General features: G+C 66.1%; 16 protein-coding genes. 9 read left to right on the top strand and 7 right to left on the bottom strand.

Going from position 1 to position 17,798, the window contains the following annotated elements:
* Window positions 1-45: 45 nt before the first annotated feature.
* Together R5H19_RS03540 and R5H19_RS03535 are read left to right on the top strand one after the other, a co-directional pair.
* Window positions 46-1,221, top strand: a complete 1,176-nt coding sequence (locus R5H19_RS03540; protein WP_318157597.1) for a glycosyltransferase family 1 protein — start codon at window positions 46-48, stop codon at window positions 1,219-1,221.
* On the top strand, window positions 1,218-2,303 hold the full coding sequence (locus tag R5H19_RS03535; RefSeq protein ID WP_318157596.1) for a glycosyltransferase: 1,086 nt from the start codon (window positions 1,218-1,220) through the stop codon (window positions 2,301-2,303). The genes R5H19_RS03540 and R5H19_RS03535 overlap by 4 nt, the downstream gene beginning before the upstream one ends.
* On the opposite strand, the gene R5H19_RS03530 is transcribed toward R5H19_RS03535, so the two are convergent.
* The 3 genes from R5H19_RS03530 to R5H19_RS03520 are packed head-to-tail and all read right to left on the bottom strand — an operon-like array spanning window position 2,267 to window position 5,052.
* A complete protein-coding gene (locus R5H19_RS03530; RefSeq protein ID WP_318157595.1) occupies window positions 2,267-3,052 on the bottom strand; it encodes a class I SAM-dependent methyltransferase in 786 nt (261 codons plus the stop codon). The genes R5H19_RS03535 and R5H19_RS03530 overlap by 37 nt on opposite strands.
* Complete coding sequence (locus R5H19_RS03525; RefSeq protein ID WP_318157594.1) at window positions 3,045-4,205, bottom strand: glycosyltransferase family 4 protein; 1,161 nt, start codon at window positions 4,203-4,205, stop codon at window positions 3,045-3,047. Before R5H19_RS03525 ends, R5H19_RS03530 begins: the two co-directional genes overlap by 8 nt.
* Complete coding sequence (locus R5H19_RS03520) at window positions 4,198-5,052, bottom strand: glycosyltransferase family 2 protein (protein WP_318157593.1); 855 nt, start codon at window positions 5,050-5,052, stop codon at window positions 4,198-4,200. The genes R5H19_RS03525 and R5H19_RS03520 overlap by 8 nt, the downstream gene beginning before the upstream one ends.
* A gap of 553 nt (window positions 5,053-5,605) precedes the next feature.
* Between R5H19_RS03520 and pilB the strand changes: the two genes are divergently transcribed.
* The 5 genes from pilB (at window position 5,606) to R5H19_RS03495 (ending at window position 11,107) form a co-directional block, all read left to right on the top strand.
* Complete coding sequence (gene pilB / locus R5H19_RS03515) at window positions 5,606-7,330, top strand: type IV-A pilus assembly ATPase PilB (protein WP_318157592.1); 1,725 nt, start codon at window positions 5,606-5,608, stop codon at window positions 7,328-7,330.
* A 144-nt stretch (window positions 7,331-7,474) separates the two neighbouring features.
* Window positions 7,475-8,746: a type II secretion system F family protein gene (locus tag R5H19_RS03510; RefSeq protein WP_318157591.1), complete on the top strand. Its 1,272-nt coding sequence runs from the start codon at window positions 7,475-7,477 to the stop codon at window positions 8,744-8,746.
* Between the two features lie 161 nt (window positions 8,747-8,907).
* On the top strand, window positions 8,908-9,765 hold the full coding sequence (locus tag R5H19_RS03505; RefSeq protein ID WP_318157590.1) for an A24 family peptidase: 858 nt from the start codon (window positions 8,908-8,910) through the stop codon (window positions 9,763-9,765).
* Window positions 9,762-10,385 carry a dephospho-CoA kinase gene (coaE, locus tag R5H19_RS03500; RefSeq protein ID WP_318157589.1) on the top strand — a complete coding sequence of 208 codons (624 nt, stop codon included), beginning with the start codon at window positions 9,762-9,764 and terminating at the stop codon, window positions 10,383-10,385. The genes R5H19_RS03505 and coaE overlap by 4 nt, the downstream gene beginning before the upstream one ends.
* Window positions 10,386-10,579: 194 nt before the next feature.
* Window positions 10,580-11,107 (top strand): transposase, encoded by a 528-nt coding sequence (locus R5H19_RS03495; RefSeq protein WP_318157588.1) that lies wholly within the window; start codon window positions 10,580-10,582, stop codon window positions 11,105-11,107.
* A 60-nt stretch (window positions 11,108-11,167) separates the two neighbouring features.
* On the opposite strand, the gene R5H19_RS03490 is transcribed toward R5H19_RS03495, so the two are convergent.
* The 3 genes from R5H19_RS03490 to R5H19_RS03480 all read right to left on the bottom strand — a co-directional run bounded on the left by R5H19_RS03490 (window position 11,168) and on the right by R5H19_RS03480 (window position 13,539).
* Window positions 11,168-12,130, bottom strand: coding sequence for a Nudix family hydrolase (locus R5H19_RS03490; RefSeq protein ID WP_318157587.1), 963 nt, complete (start codon window positions 12,128-12,130; stop codon window positions 11,168-11,170).
* The gene (locus tag R5H19_RS03485) at window positions 12,130-12,618 is read right to left on the bottom strand and encodes a dihydrofolate reductase (protein ID WP_318157586.1); all 489 of its coding nucleotides are present in this window, start codon (window positions 12,616-12,618) and stop codon (window positions 12,130-12,132) included. Before R5H19_RS03485 ends, R5H19_RS03490 begins: the two co-directional genes overlap by 1 nt.
* A gap of 126 nt (window positions 12,619-12,744) precedes the next feature.
* Complete coding sequence (locus R5H19_RS03480; protein WP_318157585.1) at window positions 12,745-13,539, bottom strand: thymidylate synthase; 795 nt, start codon at window positions 13,537-13,539, stop codon at window positions 12,745-12,747.
* 121 nt (window positions 13,540-13,660) lie between these two features.
* Between R5H19_RS03480 and R5H19_RS03475 the strand changes: the two genes are divergently transcribed.
* Complete coding sequence (locus tag R5H19_RS03475; protein WP_318157584.1) at window positions 13,661-14,671, top strand: TIGR00266 family protein; 1,011 nt, start codon at window positions 13,661-13,663, stop codon at window positions 14,669-14,671.
* A 99-nt stretch (window positions 14,672-14,770) separates the two neighbouring features.
* Here the strand turns inward: R5H19_RS03475 and lgt are convergent, their stop codons facing one another.
* Window positions 14,771-15,589: a prolipoprotein diacylglyceryl transferase gene (gene lgt / locus R5H19_RS03470; RefSeq protein WP_318157582.1), complete on the bottom strand. Its 819-nt coding sequence runs from the start codon at window positions 15,587-15,589 to the stop codon at window positions 14,771-14,773.
* A 233-nt stretch (window positions 15,590-15,822) separates the two neighbouring features.
* On the opposite strand from lgt, the gene R5H19_RS03465 reads away from it, so the two are divergent.
* Window positions 15,823-17,778 (top strand): S9 family peptidase, encoded by a 1,956-nt coding sequence (locus R5H19_RS03465; protein ID WP_318157581.1) that lies wholly within the window; start codon window positions 15,823-15,825, stop codon window positions 17,776-17,778.
* Window positions 17,779-17,798: the final 20 nt, after the last annotated feature.

The raw sequence follows: 17,798 nt of genomic DNA, 5'->3' as shown, positions 1-17,798 counted from the left end.
ACCGCCAATTCCCGTCGAACACGGGCACATGCCCTGCCCGTCCGCATGAAGCGAATTGGTCTTTATCTTGGATTTCCGCCTTACGGTGGTGGCGCCTTCCAATACGCCCAGTCCGTGCTGGCGGCGACCCTGTCCCTGCGCGTGGAGGAATACGACATCGTCATCGTCCATGCCCACCCAGCATGGCTTCCTCTACTCCAGCCGCACGCCGCCAGGGCCAAGCTGCTACCTATGGCAGCGAGCGTCCTGGATCCCGTACTCCACTTCCTGCTGCGGCAGGGTGTCTCCGCAGCACTATGGCGCACCGCAGCCCGGCGCTTGCACCCCGGTACGCGCAGGCTTTTGGCGCAAGGCTGCGACCTCTGGATATGCCCCGCACAGGATGTGCTGACCTACGCCCTGCCGGCCAGAACGATGGGGGTGATCCACGACTTGATGCACCGGCACGAAAACCGTTTCCCGGAAGTATCCCACCGAGGGTTGTTCAGGCGCCGCGAGCGGCACTACCGGAACATCTGCGCGGTGGCTGCCGCCATCTTGGTGGATTCCGCCGTGGGCAAGTCGCACGTCATGGAGGCCTACGATGTCGATCCCGGACGGATACACGTGCTGCCGTACGTCGCCCCGCCCTACATGCGAAATGCAGAGTCGGCCGATTTCGACAGCCGCTACCGACTACCCGCGTCGTTCGTTTTCTATCCGGCCCAGCTCTGGGAGCACAAGAACCACGTGCGGCTGTTGCAGGCCCTGGCCGTGGCGCTTGAGTCGGTACCCGACCTGCACCTCGTGCTCGTCGGATCCGACAAGAACGCACATGCGAAGATCCTGCAGACGATCGACGCCCTGCACTTGCAGCATCGTGTGAAACTGTTGGGTTATGTTCCCGACGAAGACATGCCCGGTTTCTACCGGCGTGCGCGCGGCCTGATTATGCCGACCTTCTTCGGCCCCACCAACATCCCACCCCTCGAAGCGATGACCGTCGGGTGTCCGATGGCCGTATCGAACATCTACGCTATGCCGGAGCAGGTAGGCGACGCCGCACTACTGTTCAATCCTTCCTCAGTCGAGGAAATCGCCCGGGCCATCGTGCGCCTAGCAACCGACGAGGCACTGCGATCACGCCTGTCCGAAGCCGGTAGGAAGCGTGCGCAGCGGTGGGATCAGCGGCACTTCGAGGCCCGCTTCCACCAGATCGTACGCATTGCAATCGGTACATGAAGATTCTCTTCGTCAGTAAGCGCCACCCGCAGCAGCGTGATCTCATTGAGCGTCCTTACGGCCGCTTCCATCATCTCCCACGCCTGCTTGCGGCTCGCGGACACGACGTAAAGGTACTGCTGTGCAGTCATCGCAACCTACCTTCCATCCGCACCCTGATGGCGGGGGTGGATTGGCTCGGTGAGGACGTGCGCAGTCTGGGTCCCGGTACGCTTTACCGCCGATTGATTCAACACGCCCATGCATTCCGGCCCAACTGGGTCATCGGCATGTCCGACACCTACTACGGATGGCTAGCCCAGCGGATCGCCCACAGCACCGGCGCCCTGTCCGCGGTGGATGCATACGACAACTACGAGGCCTACATGCCTTGGAACCTGCCATTGCATGCACTGTGGCGACGCTCCATTCGCAAAGCTGATCTGGTCACGGCTGCTGGCCCACAGCTCGCACAGCGATTGCAGCTGCACCGTCGTGACGGCCGTCCGGTCGAGATCATTCCGATGGCGGCCGATCCCGAATTCAAACCACTCGACAAGCGTGCATGCCGTCTAGCTCTTGGTCTGCCAGCTGACGCCCGCTTCATCGGTTACGTAGGCAGTTGGGCGAGGAACCGTGGCACTGCCATGTTGATCGACGCATTCCGGCGTGCGCGTGCGGCACAGCCCGACATCCATCTCCTGCTCAGCGGTAGGCCGCCGCAGGAGGTGCTGTCCGAGCCGGGAGTGATGGGTACCGGCTACGTGGCCGATACGCAACTGCCTGCACTGATCAATGCACTCGACATTGCCTGTGTGATTACTGCCGACACCAGCTTTGGGCGCTACAGCTACCCCGCCAAGCTATGCGAGGCGATGGCCTGTGGCGTGCCGGTCGTCGCGACGGCTACGGAGCCAGTGCGCTGGATGCTCGGCGAGCGCAGTGAGCATCTGGCCCCGCCTGGCGATGCCGCAAGCTTTGCCGAACGCATGCTCGATCTGCTGGCCACGCCACGCGCGGAATATGGATCGCGTCCGACCTGGAGCGATCACGCACGACGCTTCGACTATCTGCTCTCGGACACCGGACGTGAAAAACGGTAGATCAGCGTCGGAATAATGCGCCGCAGCTGCAGTAGTGCCCGGTCCGGAACATGCCGCAGGAGCCTGACAGCCGGCGACTGGATACGTTCGATGTCGAACGTGGCGTGCAACGCCGCAATGCACAGATTGCAGCAATCCAACTTGGCCTCGGCAAATAATTGTTCGAGTTGCTTCATCTGAAGCGGCTCGCAATCATACGCGCGACCCTTGCCCATCGCGCGCAAATACGGCGTACGCCATGCATGCGGTAACCAGCTGAGAAAGGCCAACTTGTAGTGCGGCTCGACCAACATCCAGCGATTGGGTACGGCGAGGTAGCCTACGCCATCGGGGCGCAGCACGCGATGCAGCTCAGCTAAATGCGCACGCTGTGCTTGCTCATCGCCAACGTGCTCGATGACGTGATTGCTCAGCACAACGTCGAACGACTCATCAGCAAACGGCAGTCGCGTGTCTTGCACCTGATGGTAGCGATAGCCCTCGGTGACCAGGCGGTTGTCGTGGATGTCCACGGCATCCACCTCGCAGCGCAGTTGCGGATGCGTGCCGAAGTAATGCGCAATGCCACCCGAGCCCGTACCGACTTCCAGCATGCGTATCGGCTGCGGCCGATTGGCCAGATCCAGCAGGCGCTCGATTTTCAAGCCCTTGAAGCGGCGCGACGGCAAGTCAAGCACTGCGTGGGGCTGACGCGCCACCGGCGTGTCACCTGCGCAACCGCCGCGATTGCTCGATGGGGTATCAGACATTTGGCGCACCCAGCAGCTTGCGCAGGCGTTCGCCGAAGACCGGCCACGCCTTGCCGGCGGCGAAATCCCGACAGATAGCTGTAGCCAAACCATCGCGCGTCTGTGCAAGCTGGCGAATCACTGCCTCGCCCAAACGACCATAGTCACCGGATTCAACCAGAGTACCGGTCCGTCCTTCCCGCACGGCGTCGGACACACCGCCCACTGCAAAGGCGACAGTGGGCAAACCGTATGCCGCCGACTCCAGCGCTACCATGCCAAAGCCCTCCACATCGCCAGGCAACTCAAGCACGGGGAATACATGGAGATTGGCAGCCTGGTAGGCCGCGCCAAGGGTTGCCTCGTCACAGCGTCCGAGAAAGCGCAGGTTTTTCTCGACGCCGGCATCGCGGGCCGCGGCGAGGATGCGTTCGCGCTCCGAGCCTGTCCGCGTATGCAAGGCATCACTGGCTTCGTCGCCGATGACCACAAGCAGTGCTTCCCGATGACGGGAAACAATGGCCGGCAACGCTTTCGCCACGAACTCGGCCAGCCCCTTGCGTTGGGTCAACCGCCCCACTGAAAGCAACAGCGGCCGCTGCCCGAAACCATGGCGCTCGCGGAAGTCGTGCGCCACGTTGGCATCCAGCTCGGGCAGATCGGTCCCCGGATGCAGCACGTGCAATTTGTCGGACCGCACCCCACGGCCTTGTGCCAATCGCGCCGTGTTGGTGCTGTTCACCAGAACGAGGTCGCAACGTCGGATGAAAGGCATCCACAGCCATTGGTATGCCCGGCTGGACGCCACGATATCGAGTCCGTGCAGATAGACGGCCACCTTGCCTCCGGCACATCGCGCCGCCAGCCAGGCAATCGGTGCGGTGAGACCGCTGCCGGCAATGACCCACTCGGGTTTGCGTCGCCACGCCAAGTGAACCGCATGCCATAGCGTGACGGCCAGAAACACGGGTAGCGGCTTTACCTTGCATTGCCTCACTTCTGCCGCCGGCGATGCGTACTCGGGGCATCCGGCCGGTCCGCACAACGCCGTGCGCCATGTTGGCTGCAAGGCGGCAAGCAGATGCTGGTTGACCTTTTCCATGCCGCCGAGCAGCGGCGGAAAATTACGCGTTACCAGCAACGCCAGCGGACTTGATCGGCGGTCGTCAGGCATCGCGTCGATACATCAATCCGGTGATCTGCTCCGACACCAACCCGATCAGGAACACGATCACCGCCGCGCTCCACATCAACGTGCTGCCGTTGGTCAGGCGCCCATCATGCATGAAAGTCCAAGCATAGTTGACGCAGCCGAGCAGGAAGAACAGGCCGCTCGCCGGTACGAACAGCTTCAACGGCGAATACAGCGTGGCGATCTTGAAGATGATCAGCAGGAAGCGCACGCCGTCGCGCAGGGGCCTGATGTGGCTCTTGCCGACGCGCTGGGCGGCCTTGATCGGCAGGTAGGCGACCGGGTAGGCACTGCGGAAGAAGGCCATGGTGCTGGTGGTGGGGTAGCTGAAGCCGTTGGGCAGCAGGTACAGGAATTCGCGGAACTTGTCCGCGCGCACGGCGCGGAAGCCGGAGGTGAGGTCGAGCACCGGGTGGCCGGTCATGCGGCTGGCCAGCCAGTTGTAGAAGGTGTTGGCGAGGCCGCGGCCCACGCCGGCCTGGCTGCCCCAGTCGCGAGCGCCGACCACCATGTCGTAGCCGCGGTTCAGCTGGTCGAGCAGGCGCTTGATGTCGGCCGGGTCGTGCTGGCCGTCGCCGTCCATGAACACCAGGATGTCGCCGCCGGCGGCACGGGCGCCGCGCTTGATCGCCGCGCCGTTGCCCATCGAGTACGGCGAGGACAGGCAAGTGACGCCGTTGCTCTTGCAGATGCTGCGGGTGTCGTCGGTGGAACCGTCGTCGACCACGATGATCTCGGCCTCGGGCTGGGCAGCGCGCAGGCGCGGCAGCAGTGTGGCCAGCGCGGGCGCCTCGTTCTTGGCGGGCAGGATGATGCTCAGGCGGTTCAACAGGCGGCTCCCCCGGGTGGAGAGGGGATCATAGCGTGAAGGCCGGGCGGGGTTGCGGACGGGGGGTCGAGTTTCGAGGGCTTGGAGGGGCCTTGGGGGAAGATCAAAAGCTTTACCCCCTCCTGACCTCCCCCTGCACGCAGGGGGAGGAACCGGATTGGAGTCCCCGGGCAGGAGTGAAGAACCGGATTGGAGTCCCCGAGCAAGAGTGAAGAACCGGATTGGAGTCCCAGAGCAAGAGTGAAGAACCGGATTGGGGTCCCCGGGCAGGGGTGAAGAACCGGATTGGAGTCCCGGGGGAAGAGTGAAGAACCGGATGTGGCGCCCCACGTGACAGGAGGAGCCGGACATGGGGTCTCCGCACAGAAGCGAGGAACCTGACATGGGGCTCGCACAGGAGGGTGTGGGGTCCCTGCGCAAGGGAGGAAACCGGATGGGCGGGGTAGCTTTGTGCGTCGCATCAACCCGCAGGAGCCCGCCTGCAGGGAATGAGTGACCTGCGCGCCTGACTGCGGTAGATTCAACCACATACAGGGGCTAGGTCGAGTCGTTTATGTCATCTCAGTTGCAGCCGTCGCTCGCAGGCTTGTCCGGCATGGCTCGCCGGTTGGTGTCCGAAGGAGTGCTGCCGGAGGACGTGGTCCGCAAGGCCATGGCCGACAGCAACCAGCAGAAGGCCACGTTGGGGGCCTGGCTGCTGGATCACAACCTGGTCGACAGCGCCGAGCTGACCCGCATCGCCTCGGCCGAATTCGGCATGCCGACGATGGACGTGGCCGCGCTGAACCCGGCGACCATGCCGCTGGACCTGATCAGCGAGGCGCTGATCACCAAGCACCAGGCGCTGCCGCTGTTCCGCCGCGGCAAGCGCCTGTACGTGGGCATCGCCGACCCGATGCAGTCGCACGCGCTGGACGAGATCAAGTTCCACTCCAACTGCATGGTGGAACCGATCCTGGTGGAGCGCGGCTCGCTGCAGCGGGTGATCGAGAGCCTGCTCAACAACCTGCGCAACACCATGCCCGACATGGGCGGCGGCGACCTCGACGAGCTGGACATCGAGGGCGGCGAAGACGAGGGCGAGTCGAGCAGCGGCGTCGACGCGAACGCGAACGACGACGCGCCGGTGGTGAAGTTCGTCAACAAGATCCTGGTCGACGCGATCCGCCGCGGTGCCTCGGACATCCACTTCGAACCGTTCGAGACCCAGTACCGGGTGCGCCTGCGCATGGACGGCATCCTCAAGGCAGTGGCCAACCCGCCGATGAAGATGGCCAACCGCATCTCCTCGCGCATCAAGGTGATGGCGCAGCTGGACATCGCCGAGAAGCGCGTGCCGCAGGACGGCCGCATCAAGCTCAACCTGTCCAAGACCCGCGCGGTCGACTTCCGCGTCAGCACGCTGCCCACGCTGTTCGGCGAGAAGATCGTGCTGCGCATCCTGGATGGCTCGGCGGCCAAGATCGGCATCGAGAAGCTCGGCTACGAGCCGGAGCAGCAGAAGCTCTACGTCGACGCCATCCACAAGCCCTACGGCATGGTGCTGGTCACCGGCCCCACCGGCTCGGGCAAGACGGTGTCGCTGTACACCGGCCTGAACATGCTCAACACCCCGGAGCGCAACATTTCCACGGTGGAGGACCCGGTGGAAATCCGCGTGGAAGGCATCAACCAGGTGCAGCAGAACGTGAAGCGCGGCATGACCTTCGCCAGCGCGCTGCGTTCGTTCCTGCGCCAGGACCCGGACGTGATCATGGTCGGCGAGATCCGCGACCTGGAGACCGCCGAGATCGCGATCAAGGCGGCGCAGACCGGCCACATGGTGCTGTCCACCCTGCACACCAACGACGCGGCGCAGACCATCTCGCGCCTGATGAACATGGGCATCGCCCCGTACAACATCACCTCGTCGGTGAGCCTGATCATCGCCCAGCGCCTGGCGCGGCGCCTGCACGACTGCAAGAAGTCGATCAATCTGCCGCCGCAGGTGCTGCTGGACGCCGGCTTCAGCCAGGCCGACATCGATGCCGGGCTGACCATCTACGAGGCGGTCGGCTGCGACGGCTGCAACGACGGCTACAAGGGCCGCGTGGGCATCTACCAGGTGATGCCGATGCTGGAGGAGATCCAGAAGATCATCCTGCAGGGCGGCAACGCGCTGCAGATCGCCGCGGCGGCCAAGGCGGCCGGGGTCAACGACCTGCGCGCCTCGGCGCTGCTGAAGGTGAAGCAGGGGCTGACCAGCCTGACCGAAATCGACCGCGTCACCAAGGAATGAGCGGCGATTCCGGGAGCTGCGCCGCAGCGAACTTGCGTCCGGCGCCACGGTTTGGCGCCGCAAAAATGACATAAGCTGTACCCATACCTTGTCAGCCGCCCGCAGGGGACGGCTCCGGGACTGGACCACTGGGGGAAGATGCGCATGGCCACGGCTACCGCAACGAACATCAACAAGGCGCGCGAACTCGGTGCCCAGCGCGCCGAAGTCAGCAAGCTGACCACCTACGAGTGGGTTGCGCTGGACAAGCGCGGCAAGCGCATGAAGGGCGACATGCCGGCGAAGAACGCCTCGCTGGTCAAGGCCGAACTGCGCCGCCAGGGCATGAACCCGCAGACCGTGCGCGAACGCGCCAAGCCGCTGTTCGGCTCCACCGGCAGCACCATCAAGCCGGGCGACGTGGCCGTGTTCAGCCGCCAGATCGCCACCATGATGGCGTCCGGCGTGCCCATGATCCAGGCCTTCGACATCATCGCCGACGGCCAGAAGAACGTCCGCTTCAAGAACGTCCTCACCGACATCAAGTTGAACATCGAAGGCGGTTCGGCGCTGAACGAGGCGCTCGGCCGCTACCCGGTGCAGTTCGACGAGCTGTACTGCAACCTGGTGAAGGCCGGCGAGGCCTCCGGCGTGCTGGACACCGTGCTGGACACCGTGGCCACCTACAAGGAACGCACCGAGGCGATCAAGAAGAAGATCAAGAAGGCGCTGTTCTACCCGGCCATGGTGATGGTGGTGGTGTTCCTGGTCTGCATGATCATGCTGCTGTTCGTGGTGCCGGTGTTCGCCAAGACCTTCCAGGACGCCGGCGCGCAGCTGCCGGCGCCGACCCAGCTGCTGGTGACCTCCTCGGAATTCATGCAGAGCTACTGGTACATCGTCGTCGGCCTGATCGGCGGCAGCATCGCCGCCGTCGTCATCGCCAAGAAGCGCTCGGTGAAGTTCGCCCACTTCCTCGACCGCCTGTCGCTGAAGATGCCGGTGATGGGCAACATCGTGCGCAACTCGGCGATCGCCCGCTTCGCCCGCACGCTGGGCGTGACCTTCCGCGCCGGCGTGCCGCTGGTCGAGGCGATGGACGCGGTGGCCGGCGCCACCGGCAGCGTGGTCTACGGCGACGCCGTGAGGCAGATGCGCGACGACATCTCGGTCGGCCACCAGTTGCAACTGGCGATGAAGCAGACCGGCCTGTTCCCGAACATGGTGGTGCAGATGACCGCGATCGGCGAGGAATCCGGCGCGCTGGACAACATGCTGTTCAAGGTGGCCGAGTTCTACGAGGAAGAGGTCAGCAACGCCGTCGACACCCTGTCCACCCTGCTCGAACCGATCATCATGGTGGTGCTGGGCACCCTGGTCGGCGGCATGGTGGTGGCCCTGTACCTGCCGATCTTCAAGCTCGCCGGCACGTTCTGACGCAACCTCAAAACCAAATCAAGAGCCGGCGGGCAGTGCCCGCCCTACAATGGCTTCATGCTTCGTAGGGCGGGCACTGCCCGCCGCTTTTATTTGCTCAAGCGCACCGTTCCCTTATGCCCTGCCCCTACCGAGGGGGCCCTGAAACACAAGGCTGACGCATGCCCGAACTTCCCTTCGCCCTGTGGATCGCCCTGGCCGGCGTGCTCGGCCTGCTGGTGGGCAGCTTTCTCAACGTGGTGATCCTGCGCCTGCCCGAGCGCATGGCCGCGGCATGGCGACAGGAAGCGCGCGACGTGCTGGAGCTGCAGGCCGACACCACGCCGCTGCCGCCGGGCATCGTGCGCGAACCGTCGCACTGTCCGCACTGCAGGCATCCGCTGTCGGCGCGGGACAACATCCCGCTGTTCGGCTGGCTGTTGCTGCGCGGGCGCTGCCGCTATTGCCAGGCGAAGATCTCGCTGCAGTACCCGCTGGTGGAACTGCTCTGCGGCGTGCTGAGCGCGCTGGTCGTATGGAAGTTCGGCCCGTCGTGGGCCGCGCTGGCCGGGTTGGCGCTGACCTGGACGCTGATCGCGCTGTCCGGCATCGACTTGCGCACCCAGCTGCTGCCCGACCAGCTCACCCTGCCGCTGCTGTGGCTGGGCCTGCTGCTGTCGCTGCTGCCGATGTTCGTCACCGCGCCGGCCTCGATCCTGGCCGCGGCGATCGGCTACCTGAGCCTGTGGAGCGTGTACTGGGCGTTCAAGCTGCTCACCGGCAAGGAGGGCATGGGTCACGGCGACTTCAAGCTGCTCGCCGCGCTGGGCGCGTGGATGGGGCCGGTGGCGCTGCTGCCGATCATCCTGCTGTCGTCGCTGATCGGCGCGCTGGTCGGCGGCGCCCTGATCGCGCTGCGCAAGCATGAGCGCGAGATCCCGATGCCGTTCGGCCCGTTCATCGCCGCCGCCGGCTGGGTCTGGTTCATGGCGGGCACGGACCTGCTGCAGGGCTACATGCAGCTGACCGGCCTGCGATGAACGCGCGCTCCCGCGCACTGGTGGTCGCGCTGACCGGCGGCGTCGCCGCCGGCAAGACCGCGGTTACGCGACGCTTCGAGGCACTGGGCGTGCACGTGCACGACGCCGACGTGGCCGCCCGCGAGGTGGTCGAGCCGGGCACACCAGGGCTGGCCGCGGTGGTCGATGCGTTCGGCCCCGGGGTACTTGACGACACGGGCCGGCTGGATCGCGCGGCGATGCGTCGGCATGTATTCGCCGATCCCGCCGCACGCCGGACGCTGGAGGCGATCATCCACCCACTCGTGCGCCAGTGGCTGCACGAGCGCGCGCTGGCCGAGCGCGGTCCGTATTGCCTGCTGGCGATTCCGCTGCTGGCCGAGAACATCGAACACTACCGCTGGGTCGACCGCGTGCTGCTGGTCGACGCCCCCGAGCCGGTGCAGCTGGCGCGCCTGATCGAGCGCGACGGCATCGACGAAACCCTCGCCCGCCGCATGCTGACCCACCAGGCCAGCCGCGCCGAGCGCCTGGCGGTGGCCGACGACGTGATCGAGAACAGCGGCGACGAAACCGCCCTCGACACCGCCGTCGCCGAACTGCACCAACGCTATCTGGCACTGGCCCGCTCCGCCCCGTAGGGCGGGCACCGCCCGCCGCCCTTCTTGCACGTCTTGCCACAAAAAATCAAAGCCGGCGGGCAGTGCCTGCCCTACAACCGCAGCGTAGGGCGGACCCTGTCCGCCGTGCCTCTCGGCCACGTCATCCAGGAACCAGGCACTGGCGTGACCATGCCCGACAGACAACTCGTGATACGGCTTGCCAGCATCGGCACATGCCCAACTATCACCGCGCAAGGATTCCGGGATCGACTTATTTCTTCACCGTCGTGACGGCACAGCGACGCCCTCTGCTGACTGCCGCCGAGGCTGTGGCAGCCCTGCGCCAGAGTGTCGCCGAGGTACGACGACAACTGCCGTTCTCAATCGACGCCTGGATGTTGCTTCCGGACCACATGCACGCGATCTGGACACTGCCGGTGGACGACTTCGATTTCTCCACGCGATGGGGAAGGATCAAGGCCGGATTTACCCGGCGCTGCGGCAAGGCGCACACGTCAGCGCCAGGGCGCGACGCCGGCCTCTGGCAGCCTCGCTTCTGGGAGCACCTGATTCGCGACAAGACTGACTTCGCCGTGCACATGGACTACACGCATTACAACCCCGTCAAGCGCGGATATGTGCGGCGCGTGATCGACTGGCCGTATTCGAGTTTTCATCGTTGTGTACGGCAAGGCATCTACGCTGCCGATTGGGGCGACGACGAGCCGCGGGGCACGCCGGGCAGAACGTTCGGCGAGTGACGCACGAGGCCGGCGGGCGATGCCCGCCCTACAACACCCGCTGCGTGGGGTCGGCGCCGTTCAGGGCCAGAACTCGCGGATGCCGGCGACGCCCTGGGCGCTGTTGTCGCGGGCCTGGGCGACCTGCGCCGGGGCCATGCCGCCGAAGGCGTAGACCGGCAGGGCGGCGGCTTCGGCCAGGGAGCGGAAGCGGGGCCAGCCCAGCGGTGGGGCCTGCAGGCGATTGGGGGTGGCGGCGACCGGCGCCAGCGTGGCGAAGTCCGCAGCGAGCCGTTCGGCCTGGGCCAGGTCGGCGGCGTCATGGCAGCTGGCGCCGACCAACTGCGACAACGGCAGGGGACGCTCGGACAGGGACGCCAGCTGGCGCCGCTTGAGCTGCACGCCGATGCCCAGTGCCCGCGCACCCTCGATGTCGCCGCAGAGCAGCAGCTCGGAGCCGTGCCGGCGAGCCAGCGGCAGCAGGCCGGCGGCCAGTTCACGCACCAGTTCGCGCGGCCACAGCGGCAGCTGCAGCTGCACCAGTTGCCGGCTGTGCTCGAGCGCCTGGCCGATGCGTTCGAACCAGAGGCCGCGCTGCTCGGGCCGCACCTCGACCGGGGTGATCGCGTAGCGCGACGGCAGCCGCAAGGCCTGCACGATCGCGCGATCGGCCGGTGCCAGCATCGCCGGGTCGATCTGCTCCGGCCGCAGCCACTGCAGCGCCTGCCCTTCCAGCGACTGCGGCTCGCCTTCCCACTGCTCGACACGCCAGGCATCCAGCAACAACTCGCGCTCGGGATAATGGATGGGCACCCGGATCAGCGGCTCGCCACGCAGCGGCACGACGCCGATTTCCTCGCGCAGCTCGCGCGCCAGAGCTGCCTGCGGCGCCTCGCCGGGCTCGAGTTTGCCGCCGGGAAACTCCCACATGCCCGCCAGGTGCTTGCCGGCAGGCCGCTGGGCCAGCAGCACGCGCCCCAGCGCGTCGAGCATGACCGCGGCCATCACGTGCATGACCGGCTTGGACCCGACCGGCACGGACATCAGGCGCTGCGCAGATACTCGACCATGTCGAAGTCGTAGGCGTGCTCGGCGTCGGCCTTGTGGTGCACGCGGGAGACCTCGGTCCACTCGCTGAAGTGCACGCCGGGGAAGAACGCGTCGGCGCCGTCGATCGCGGCGGCCACCCAGGTGAGGTACATGCGGCGCGCGCGCGGCAGCGCTTCGGCGAACACCAGGCTGCCGCCGATCACGATCAGGCCGGTGTTGTCGCAGCGCGCCTGCGCCTCGTCGATCGAACGCACGGTGATCTGGCCCGGGTATGGCGCCTCGTGGCGGCGCGTCAGCACCATGTTGACCCGGTCCGGCAGCGCACGGCCGATCGACAAGGCGGTGTTGTAGCCCATCAGCACGTTCTTGCCGGTGGTCAGCTGCTTGAACCAGCGCAGGTCGTCGGGCAGGTGCCAGGGCAGCTGGCCCTTGCGGCCGATCGCGAAATTTTCGTCGAGTGCGGCAATCAGCGAAATGGCCATGGCAAATCCTTGGAAGGCTGGATGGTCGGTGGGACGGCCTGCGCCCGCGAGCGGCAACGCCGATGGCGCCCGATCTTAACAGGCGGCAACGCCGAGATGCCGCCTTCGCACGTTCCTGCGCCGCGGCTACACGGCCACGGCGGCCTTGATCGCCGGATGCGACTGGTAGCCCTCGATCGCGATGTGCTCGTAGCGGAAATCGAAGATCGAGCGCACCGCCGGATCGAGCTTCAGCCGCGGCAACGGCAGCGGTTCGCGCCCCAGCTGCAGCCGCGCCTGTTCGAGATGATTGTTGTACAGGTGGGCGTCGCCCAGCGTGTGCACGAAGTCGCCCACGCCCAGGCCGCAGACCTGCGCGATCAGGTGGGTGAGCAGCGCGTAGCTGGCGATGTTGAACGGCACGCCGAGGAAGATGTCGCCCGAACGCTGGTACAGCTGGCAGCTGAGTTTGCCGTCCGCCACGTAGAACTGGAACATCGTGTGGCAGGGCATCAGCGCCATCTTCGGCAGCTCGCCCACGTTCCACGCGCTGACGATCAGCCGCCGCGAGTCCGGGTTGCGCCGGATCTCGTCGACCACCCAGGCGATCTGGTCGACCGCGCCGCCGTCGGCGGTGGGCCACGCACGCCACTGCTGGCCGTAGACCGGGCCGAGATCGCCGTTGGCGTCGGCCCATTCGTCCCAGATGCGCACGCCGTGTTCTTTCAGGTAGGCGATGTTGGTGTCGCCGCGCAGGAACCAGATCAGCTCGTGCACGATCGACTTGATGTGCAGCTTCTTGGTGGTGACCAGCGGAAAGCCTTCGTTGAGGTCGAAGCGCATCTGCCAGCCGAACACGCTCTTCGTGCCGGTGCCGGTGCGGTCGGTCTTTTCGGTGCCGTGGTCGAGGACGTGGCGGAGCAGGTCGAGATAGGCGCGCATCGCCCAAGTATAGGCAGGAGCGCACCCTGCGCGCGATGCTTTCCGTGGCGTAACAAAGAGCATCGCGCACAGGGTGCGCTCCTACCGCTTAAACTCGGGCCTTCCCACCAGGAGACGGACCATGGCGCAGTGGTTTTTCAGCTACGGCAAGAACACCGACCGGATCGGCCCGCTCGACGACGCGGCGGCGCGGGCACAGGCGCAGCGCCAGCCGGACGGCTATTGCTGGTGCGAAGGTTTCGCCGAGTGGAAGCCGATCCGCAGCGTGGCCGAATTCGGTGGCACCCCGCTGGCGCCGCCACCGATCCCGGCGTCGATGGGCAGTGGCCGCGCCGACGAGATCGACTACCGCATCGTCGGCACCGACATGCAGTTCGTCGAGATCGAACTGGACACCGGCGAAAGCGCGATCGCCGAGGCCGGCGCGCTGATGTACAAGGAGGCCGCCGTGCAGATGGACACGGTGTTCGGTGACGGCTCCACCTCCGGCCAAGGCGGCGGCCTGATGGACAAACTGCTCTCCGCCGGCAAGCGCGTGATCACCGGCGAGAGCCTGTTCACCACGGTGTTCACCCATGCCGGCCAGGGCAAGGCCAAGGTGGCGTTCGCCGCACCCTACCCCGGCACGGTGATGGCGATGAAGCTGTCCGACCACGGCGGCCGGCTGATCTGCCAGAAGGACGCCTTCCTGGCCGGCGCGCGCGGCGTGCAGCTGGGCATCTTCTTCCAGCGCAAGATCCTCACCGGATTGTTCGGCGGCGAGGGTTTCATCATGCAGAAACTCGAGGGCGACGGCTGGGTGTTCGTGCACGCCGGCGGCACCGTGGTGCAGCGTGAGCTGAAAGCCGGCGAGCGGCTGGACGTGGATACCGGCTGCGTGGTCGCGTTCCACGACACGGTGAGCATGGATGTGCGACCCGTCGGCGGCATCAAGAGCATGCTGTTCGGCGGCGAAGGCGTGTTCCTCGCCACACTGACCGGACCGGGCACGGTGTGGCTGCAGTCGCTGCCGTTCTCGCGCCTGGCCGGGCGCATGCTGGCGGCGGCGCCGCAGGGCGGCGGCCAGCGCCGCGGCGAAGGCTCGATCCTCGGCGGCCTGGGCGACATCCTCGGCGGCGACCGCAACTTCTGACCGCCAATCAACCGCAGGAACGCCAGGTAGGGCGGGCATTGCCCGCCGGCATCTCGAGATCAAGGAGCGGCGGGCGGTGCCCGCCCTACGCAAGCCGTGTCAGGCGGCCAGCGGCAAAGTGGGCGCGCGCCGCGACATCGCGAGCAGCACCAGCCCGATCGCAATCAGCGGCAGCGACTGCATCTGCCCCATCGTCACCCACTGCGTGCCGAACAGGTAGCCGAGCTGCGGGTCGGGCACGCGCACGAATTCCACTGCGAAGCGGAAGCCGCCGTACAGCAGCGCGAACAGCCCGGACACCAGGTAGCGCGGCCGCGGTTTCAGCGAAACCAGCCACAGCACCACGAACATCACCACGCCTTCCAGCAGCATCTCGTAGAGCTGCGACGGATGCCGCGGCAGCCGGTCCGGCGCCTGCGGGAAGATCATCGCCCACGATGCGTCGCTGGGTTTGCCCCACAACTCGCCGTTGATGAAATTGCCGAGCCGGCCCAGGCCCAGCCCGATCGGCACCAGCGGCGCCACGAAGTCGATGGTGTCGAAGAAGTGCAATGCGTTGCGCCGCGACCACCACCAGCCCGCGGCCAGCACGCCGAGCAGGCCGCCGTGGAAACTCATGCCGCCGTCCCACACCTTGAACAACACCAGCGGGTCGTGCCAGATCCAGCCGATGCCGCCCTCGTAGTAGAACAGCATGTACCACACGCGCCCGCCCGCGATCACGCCGAGCATGCCGTAGAACAGCAGGTCGCCCAGCGCGTCGCGAGTGACCGGCAGGCGCCCGCGGCGGCGCCGGTACTCACCCAGCACCGCCACGAAGAAGAAGCCGAGCAGGTACATCAGGCCGTACCAGTGCACCTGGACCGGACCGAGCTGGAAGGCGACGGGATCGAAATCGACGACGTAAGGCTGGGACATGGCGACCATGCTGGCGGGCAAAGGCCAAGTGTAGCGGGACGTCGGCACGGACGGCGCTACGGCCCCTTCCGCGCGGGCTTTCGCAAGAACTAGAATCTTCCCCGGTGCCGCCCGCACTTGGGGAGTATGGACGCGGACTGCACCACCGCTTTGCCAGGGATGCCCGCATCCAGCCTGACCGCCTTGCTCCAGACGGCCGGACTTGTCGCACGGAGCTTCAGGGGAGAAAACCGATGTCGTACCGTCTTGCGCGGACCATGCTGTCCGCAGCCTGCCTGCTGTTGCCCGCCGCCGCCGCGGCCGCCGACCTGGTGCCGGTGGAGGATTTCGCGCGGCACGCGCAGCTTTCCATGCCGCAGCTTTCGCCGGACGGCAGGCATCTTGCCGTCAACATGAACTACCCCGACGGCGACTCGCATGCGCTGGCCGTCTACGACGTGGCCGACATGAGCAGACCGGTCAGCCTGCTGCGCCTGCCCAAGTACGAACTGGCCATCGGCATCACCTGGGTCGACAACACCCGGCTGGTGGTGGAAAAGGGCAGGCAACTGGGCTCGATCGACAAGCCCGTGGCGACCGGCGAGGTGATCGCCACCGATTTCGACGGCAAGCACCAGGATTACCTGTACGGCTCCGAAAGCAAGTACGGCACGCGCGCCGGCACACGCGGTACCGACCGCGGCTGGGGCTTCGTGGCCGGCCGGCCGACGCCGGCCAACGGTCACTTCTACATGACCACGTACAGCTGGGACAACCAGGACTACAGCACGCTGTACGACGTCGACGCGGGCAAGAACACCCGCCGCCTGATCGGCCAGATCAAGGCAAGCGGACTGAGCTTCATGGTCGGCGCGGACGGCAAGGCCCGCTATGCCTACGGCCGTGACGACAACTGGGACTACGTGGTCTACCAGCAGCAGGGCAGCAGTTGGGTCAAGGTGAACGTCGCCGACACCGAGGGCAGTTTCACTCCGCTTTTCTTCGCCCCCGACCGGCAGCGCATCTTCGCCAGCTACTCCGCCGACGGTGGCCCGAGCAAGCTGATCGAGCAGGACGAAAACGGTGGCAACCGCAAGGTGCTCGCCGGCGACAGCTTCAGCAGCATCGGTGCGATGGAGTTGACCCCGCAACCGTACCAGCCGTTCGCCACCGTGCTGGCGACCGGCGTGCCGCAACCCAGCTACATCGATGCCAACTCGCCGCCCGCCAAGCTGCATCGGGCGCTCAGCATGAAATTCCCCGGCAGCTACGTCCACTTCGTCAACTTCAGCGAAGACGGCGGCCAGCTGCTGTTCTCGGTCAGCAGTGACCGCAACCCGGGCAGCTACTTCCTGATCGACACGAAGAACTACAAGGTGGTCAAGCTGTTCGACGCCATGCCGTGGATCGACCCCGCGCAGATGGCCGAACGGCGCCCGCTGCGCTTCAAGGCGCGCGACGGCAAGGAAATCGAAGCGATCCTCACCATCCCGAAGGGCGCCAACCTGGCCAAGCTGCCCATGGTGCTGGTTCCGCACGGCGGTCCCATCGACGTGCAGGACGACTGGTTCTTCGACGACGATGCCCAGTTCCTGGCCAGCCGCGGCTATCTCGTCCTGCAGGTGAACTACCGCGGCTCCAGCGGCCGCGGTGCGAATTTCAAGGCCGCCGGCTACCGCCAGTGGGGTAGCGGAATCCAGCAGGATCTGATCGACGCGGTCAAATGGGCGGTCGCCGAAGACTATGCCGACCCCCAGCGCGTCTGCATCTACGGCGCCAGCTTCGGCGGCTACTCGGCACTGATGGCACCGGTTCGCGCCCCCGGCATGTTCAAGTGCGCCATCGGCTACGCCGGCATCTACGACATGGCATTGCGCTACAAGAAGGGCGACACGCAAGAGAGCAAGGCCGGCCGCAACGCCCTGCGCATCCAGATGGGCGACGATCCCGCCGAGCTGGCCGCGAACTCGCCGGTCAACCTGGCCGGCAAGATCGACGTGCCGGTGTTCCTGGTCCACGGCGAAGACGACCAGCGTGCGCCGTTCGCACACGCCAAGGCCATGCGTGCCGCACTCGACGCCGCGCACAAGCCGTACGAGTGGCTGAGCAAGCCGGGCGAAGGTCACGGCTTCTACAGCGAACAGAACAACGTCGAGCTTTACACGAAGCTGCAGGCCTTCCTCGAGAAATACATCGGCAAGGGCGTCTGACCGCCGCGCACATGCCAGAG

This window comes from Rhodanobacter sp. KK11, assembly GCF_033345435.1.
In the GTDB taxonomy this organism is placed as follows: Bacteria; Pseudomonadota; Gammaproteobacteria; order Xanthomonadales; family Rhodanobacteraceae; genus Rhodanobacter.
The sequence above is the reverse complement of the archived record's forward strand: the minus strand, read 5'-3'. Positions and strand labels throughout refer to the sequence as shown.

Excerpts from the sequence above, each read along its gene's own strand:
- lgt (WP_318157582.1), bottom strand. The coding sequence starts at position 15,589 with ATGTCCCAGCCTTACGTCGTCGATTTCGATCCCGTCGCCTTCCAGCTC.
- R5H19_RS03490 (WP_318157587.1), bottom strand. The coding sequence starts at position 12,130 with ATGTCCGTGCCGGTCGGGTCCAAGCCGGTCATGCACGTGATGGCCGCG.
- R5H19_RS03465 (WP_318157581.1), top strand. The coding sequence starts at position 15,823 with ATGTCGTACCGTCTTGCGCGGACCATGCTGTCCGCAGCCTGCCTGCTG.
- R5H19_RS03495 (WP_318157588.1), top strand. The coding sequence starts at position 10,580 with ATGCCCAACTATCACCGCGCAAGGATTCCGGGATCGACTTATTTCTTC.
- R5H19_RS03525 (WP_318157594.1), bottom strand. The coding sequence starts at position 4,205 with ATGCCTGACGACCGCCGATCAAGTCCGCTGGCGTTGCTGGTAACGCGT.
- R5H19_RS03530 (WP_318157595.1), bottom strand. The coding sequence starts at position 3,052 with ATGTCTGATACCCCATCGAGCAATCGCGGCGGTTGCGCAGGTGACACG.
- R5H19_RS03535 (WP_318157596.1), top strand. The coding sequence starts at position 1,218 with ATGAAGATTCTCTTCGTCAGTAAGCGCCACCCGCAGCAGCGTGATCTC.
- R5H19_RS03475 (WP_318157584.1), top strand. The coding sequence starts at position 13,661 with ATGGCGCAGTGGTTTTTCAGCTACGGCAAGAACACCGACCGGATCGGC.
- R5H19_RS03480 (WP_318157585.1), bottom strand. The coding sequence starts at position 13,539 with ATGCGCGCCTATCTCGACCTGCTCCGCCACGTCCTCGACCACGGCACC.
- coaE (WP_318157589.1), top strand. The coding sequence starts at position 9,762 with ATGAACGCGCGCTCCCGCGCACTGGTGGTCGCGCTGACCGGCGGCGTC.
- pilB (WP_318157592.1), top strand. The coding sequence starts at position 5,606 with ATGTCATCTCAGTTGCAGCCGTCGCTCGCAGGCTTGTCCGGCATGGCT.
- R5H19_RS03505 (WP_318157590.1), top strand. The coding sequence starts at position 8,908 with ATGCCCGAACTTCCCTTCGCCCTGTGGATCGCCCTGGCCGGCGTGCTC.
- R5H19_RS03510 (WP_318157591.1), top strand. The coding sequence starts at position 7,475 with ATGGCCACGGCTACCGCAACGAACATCAACAAGGCGCGCGAACTCGGT.
- R5H19_RS03540 (WP_318157597.1), top strand. The coding sequence starts at position 46 with ATGAAGCGAATTGGTCTTTATCTTGGATTTCCGCCTTACGGTGGTGGC.
- R5H19_RS03485 (WP_318157586.1), bottom strand. The coding sequence starts at position 12,618 with ATGGCCATTTCGCTGATTGCCGCACTCGACGAAAATTTCGCGATCGGC.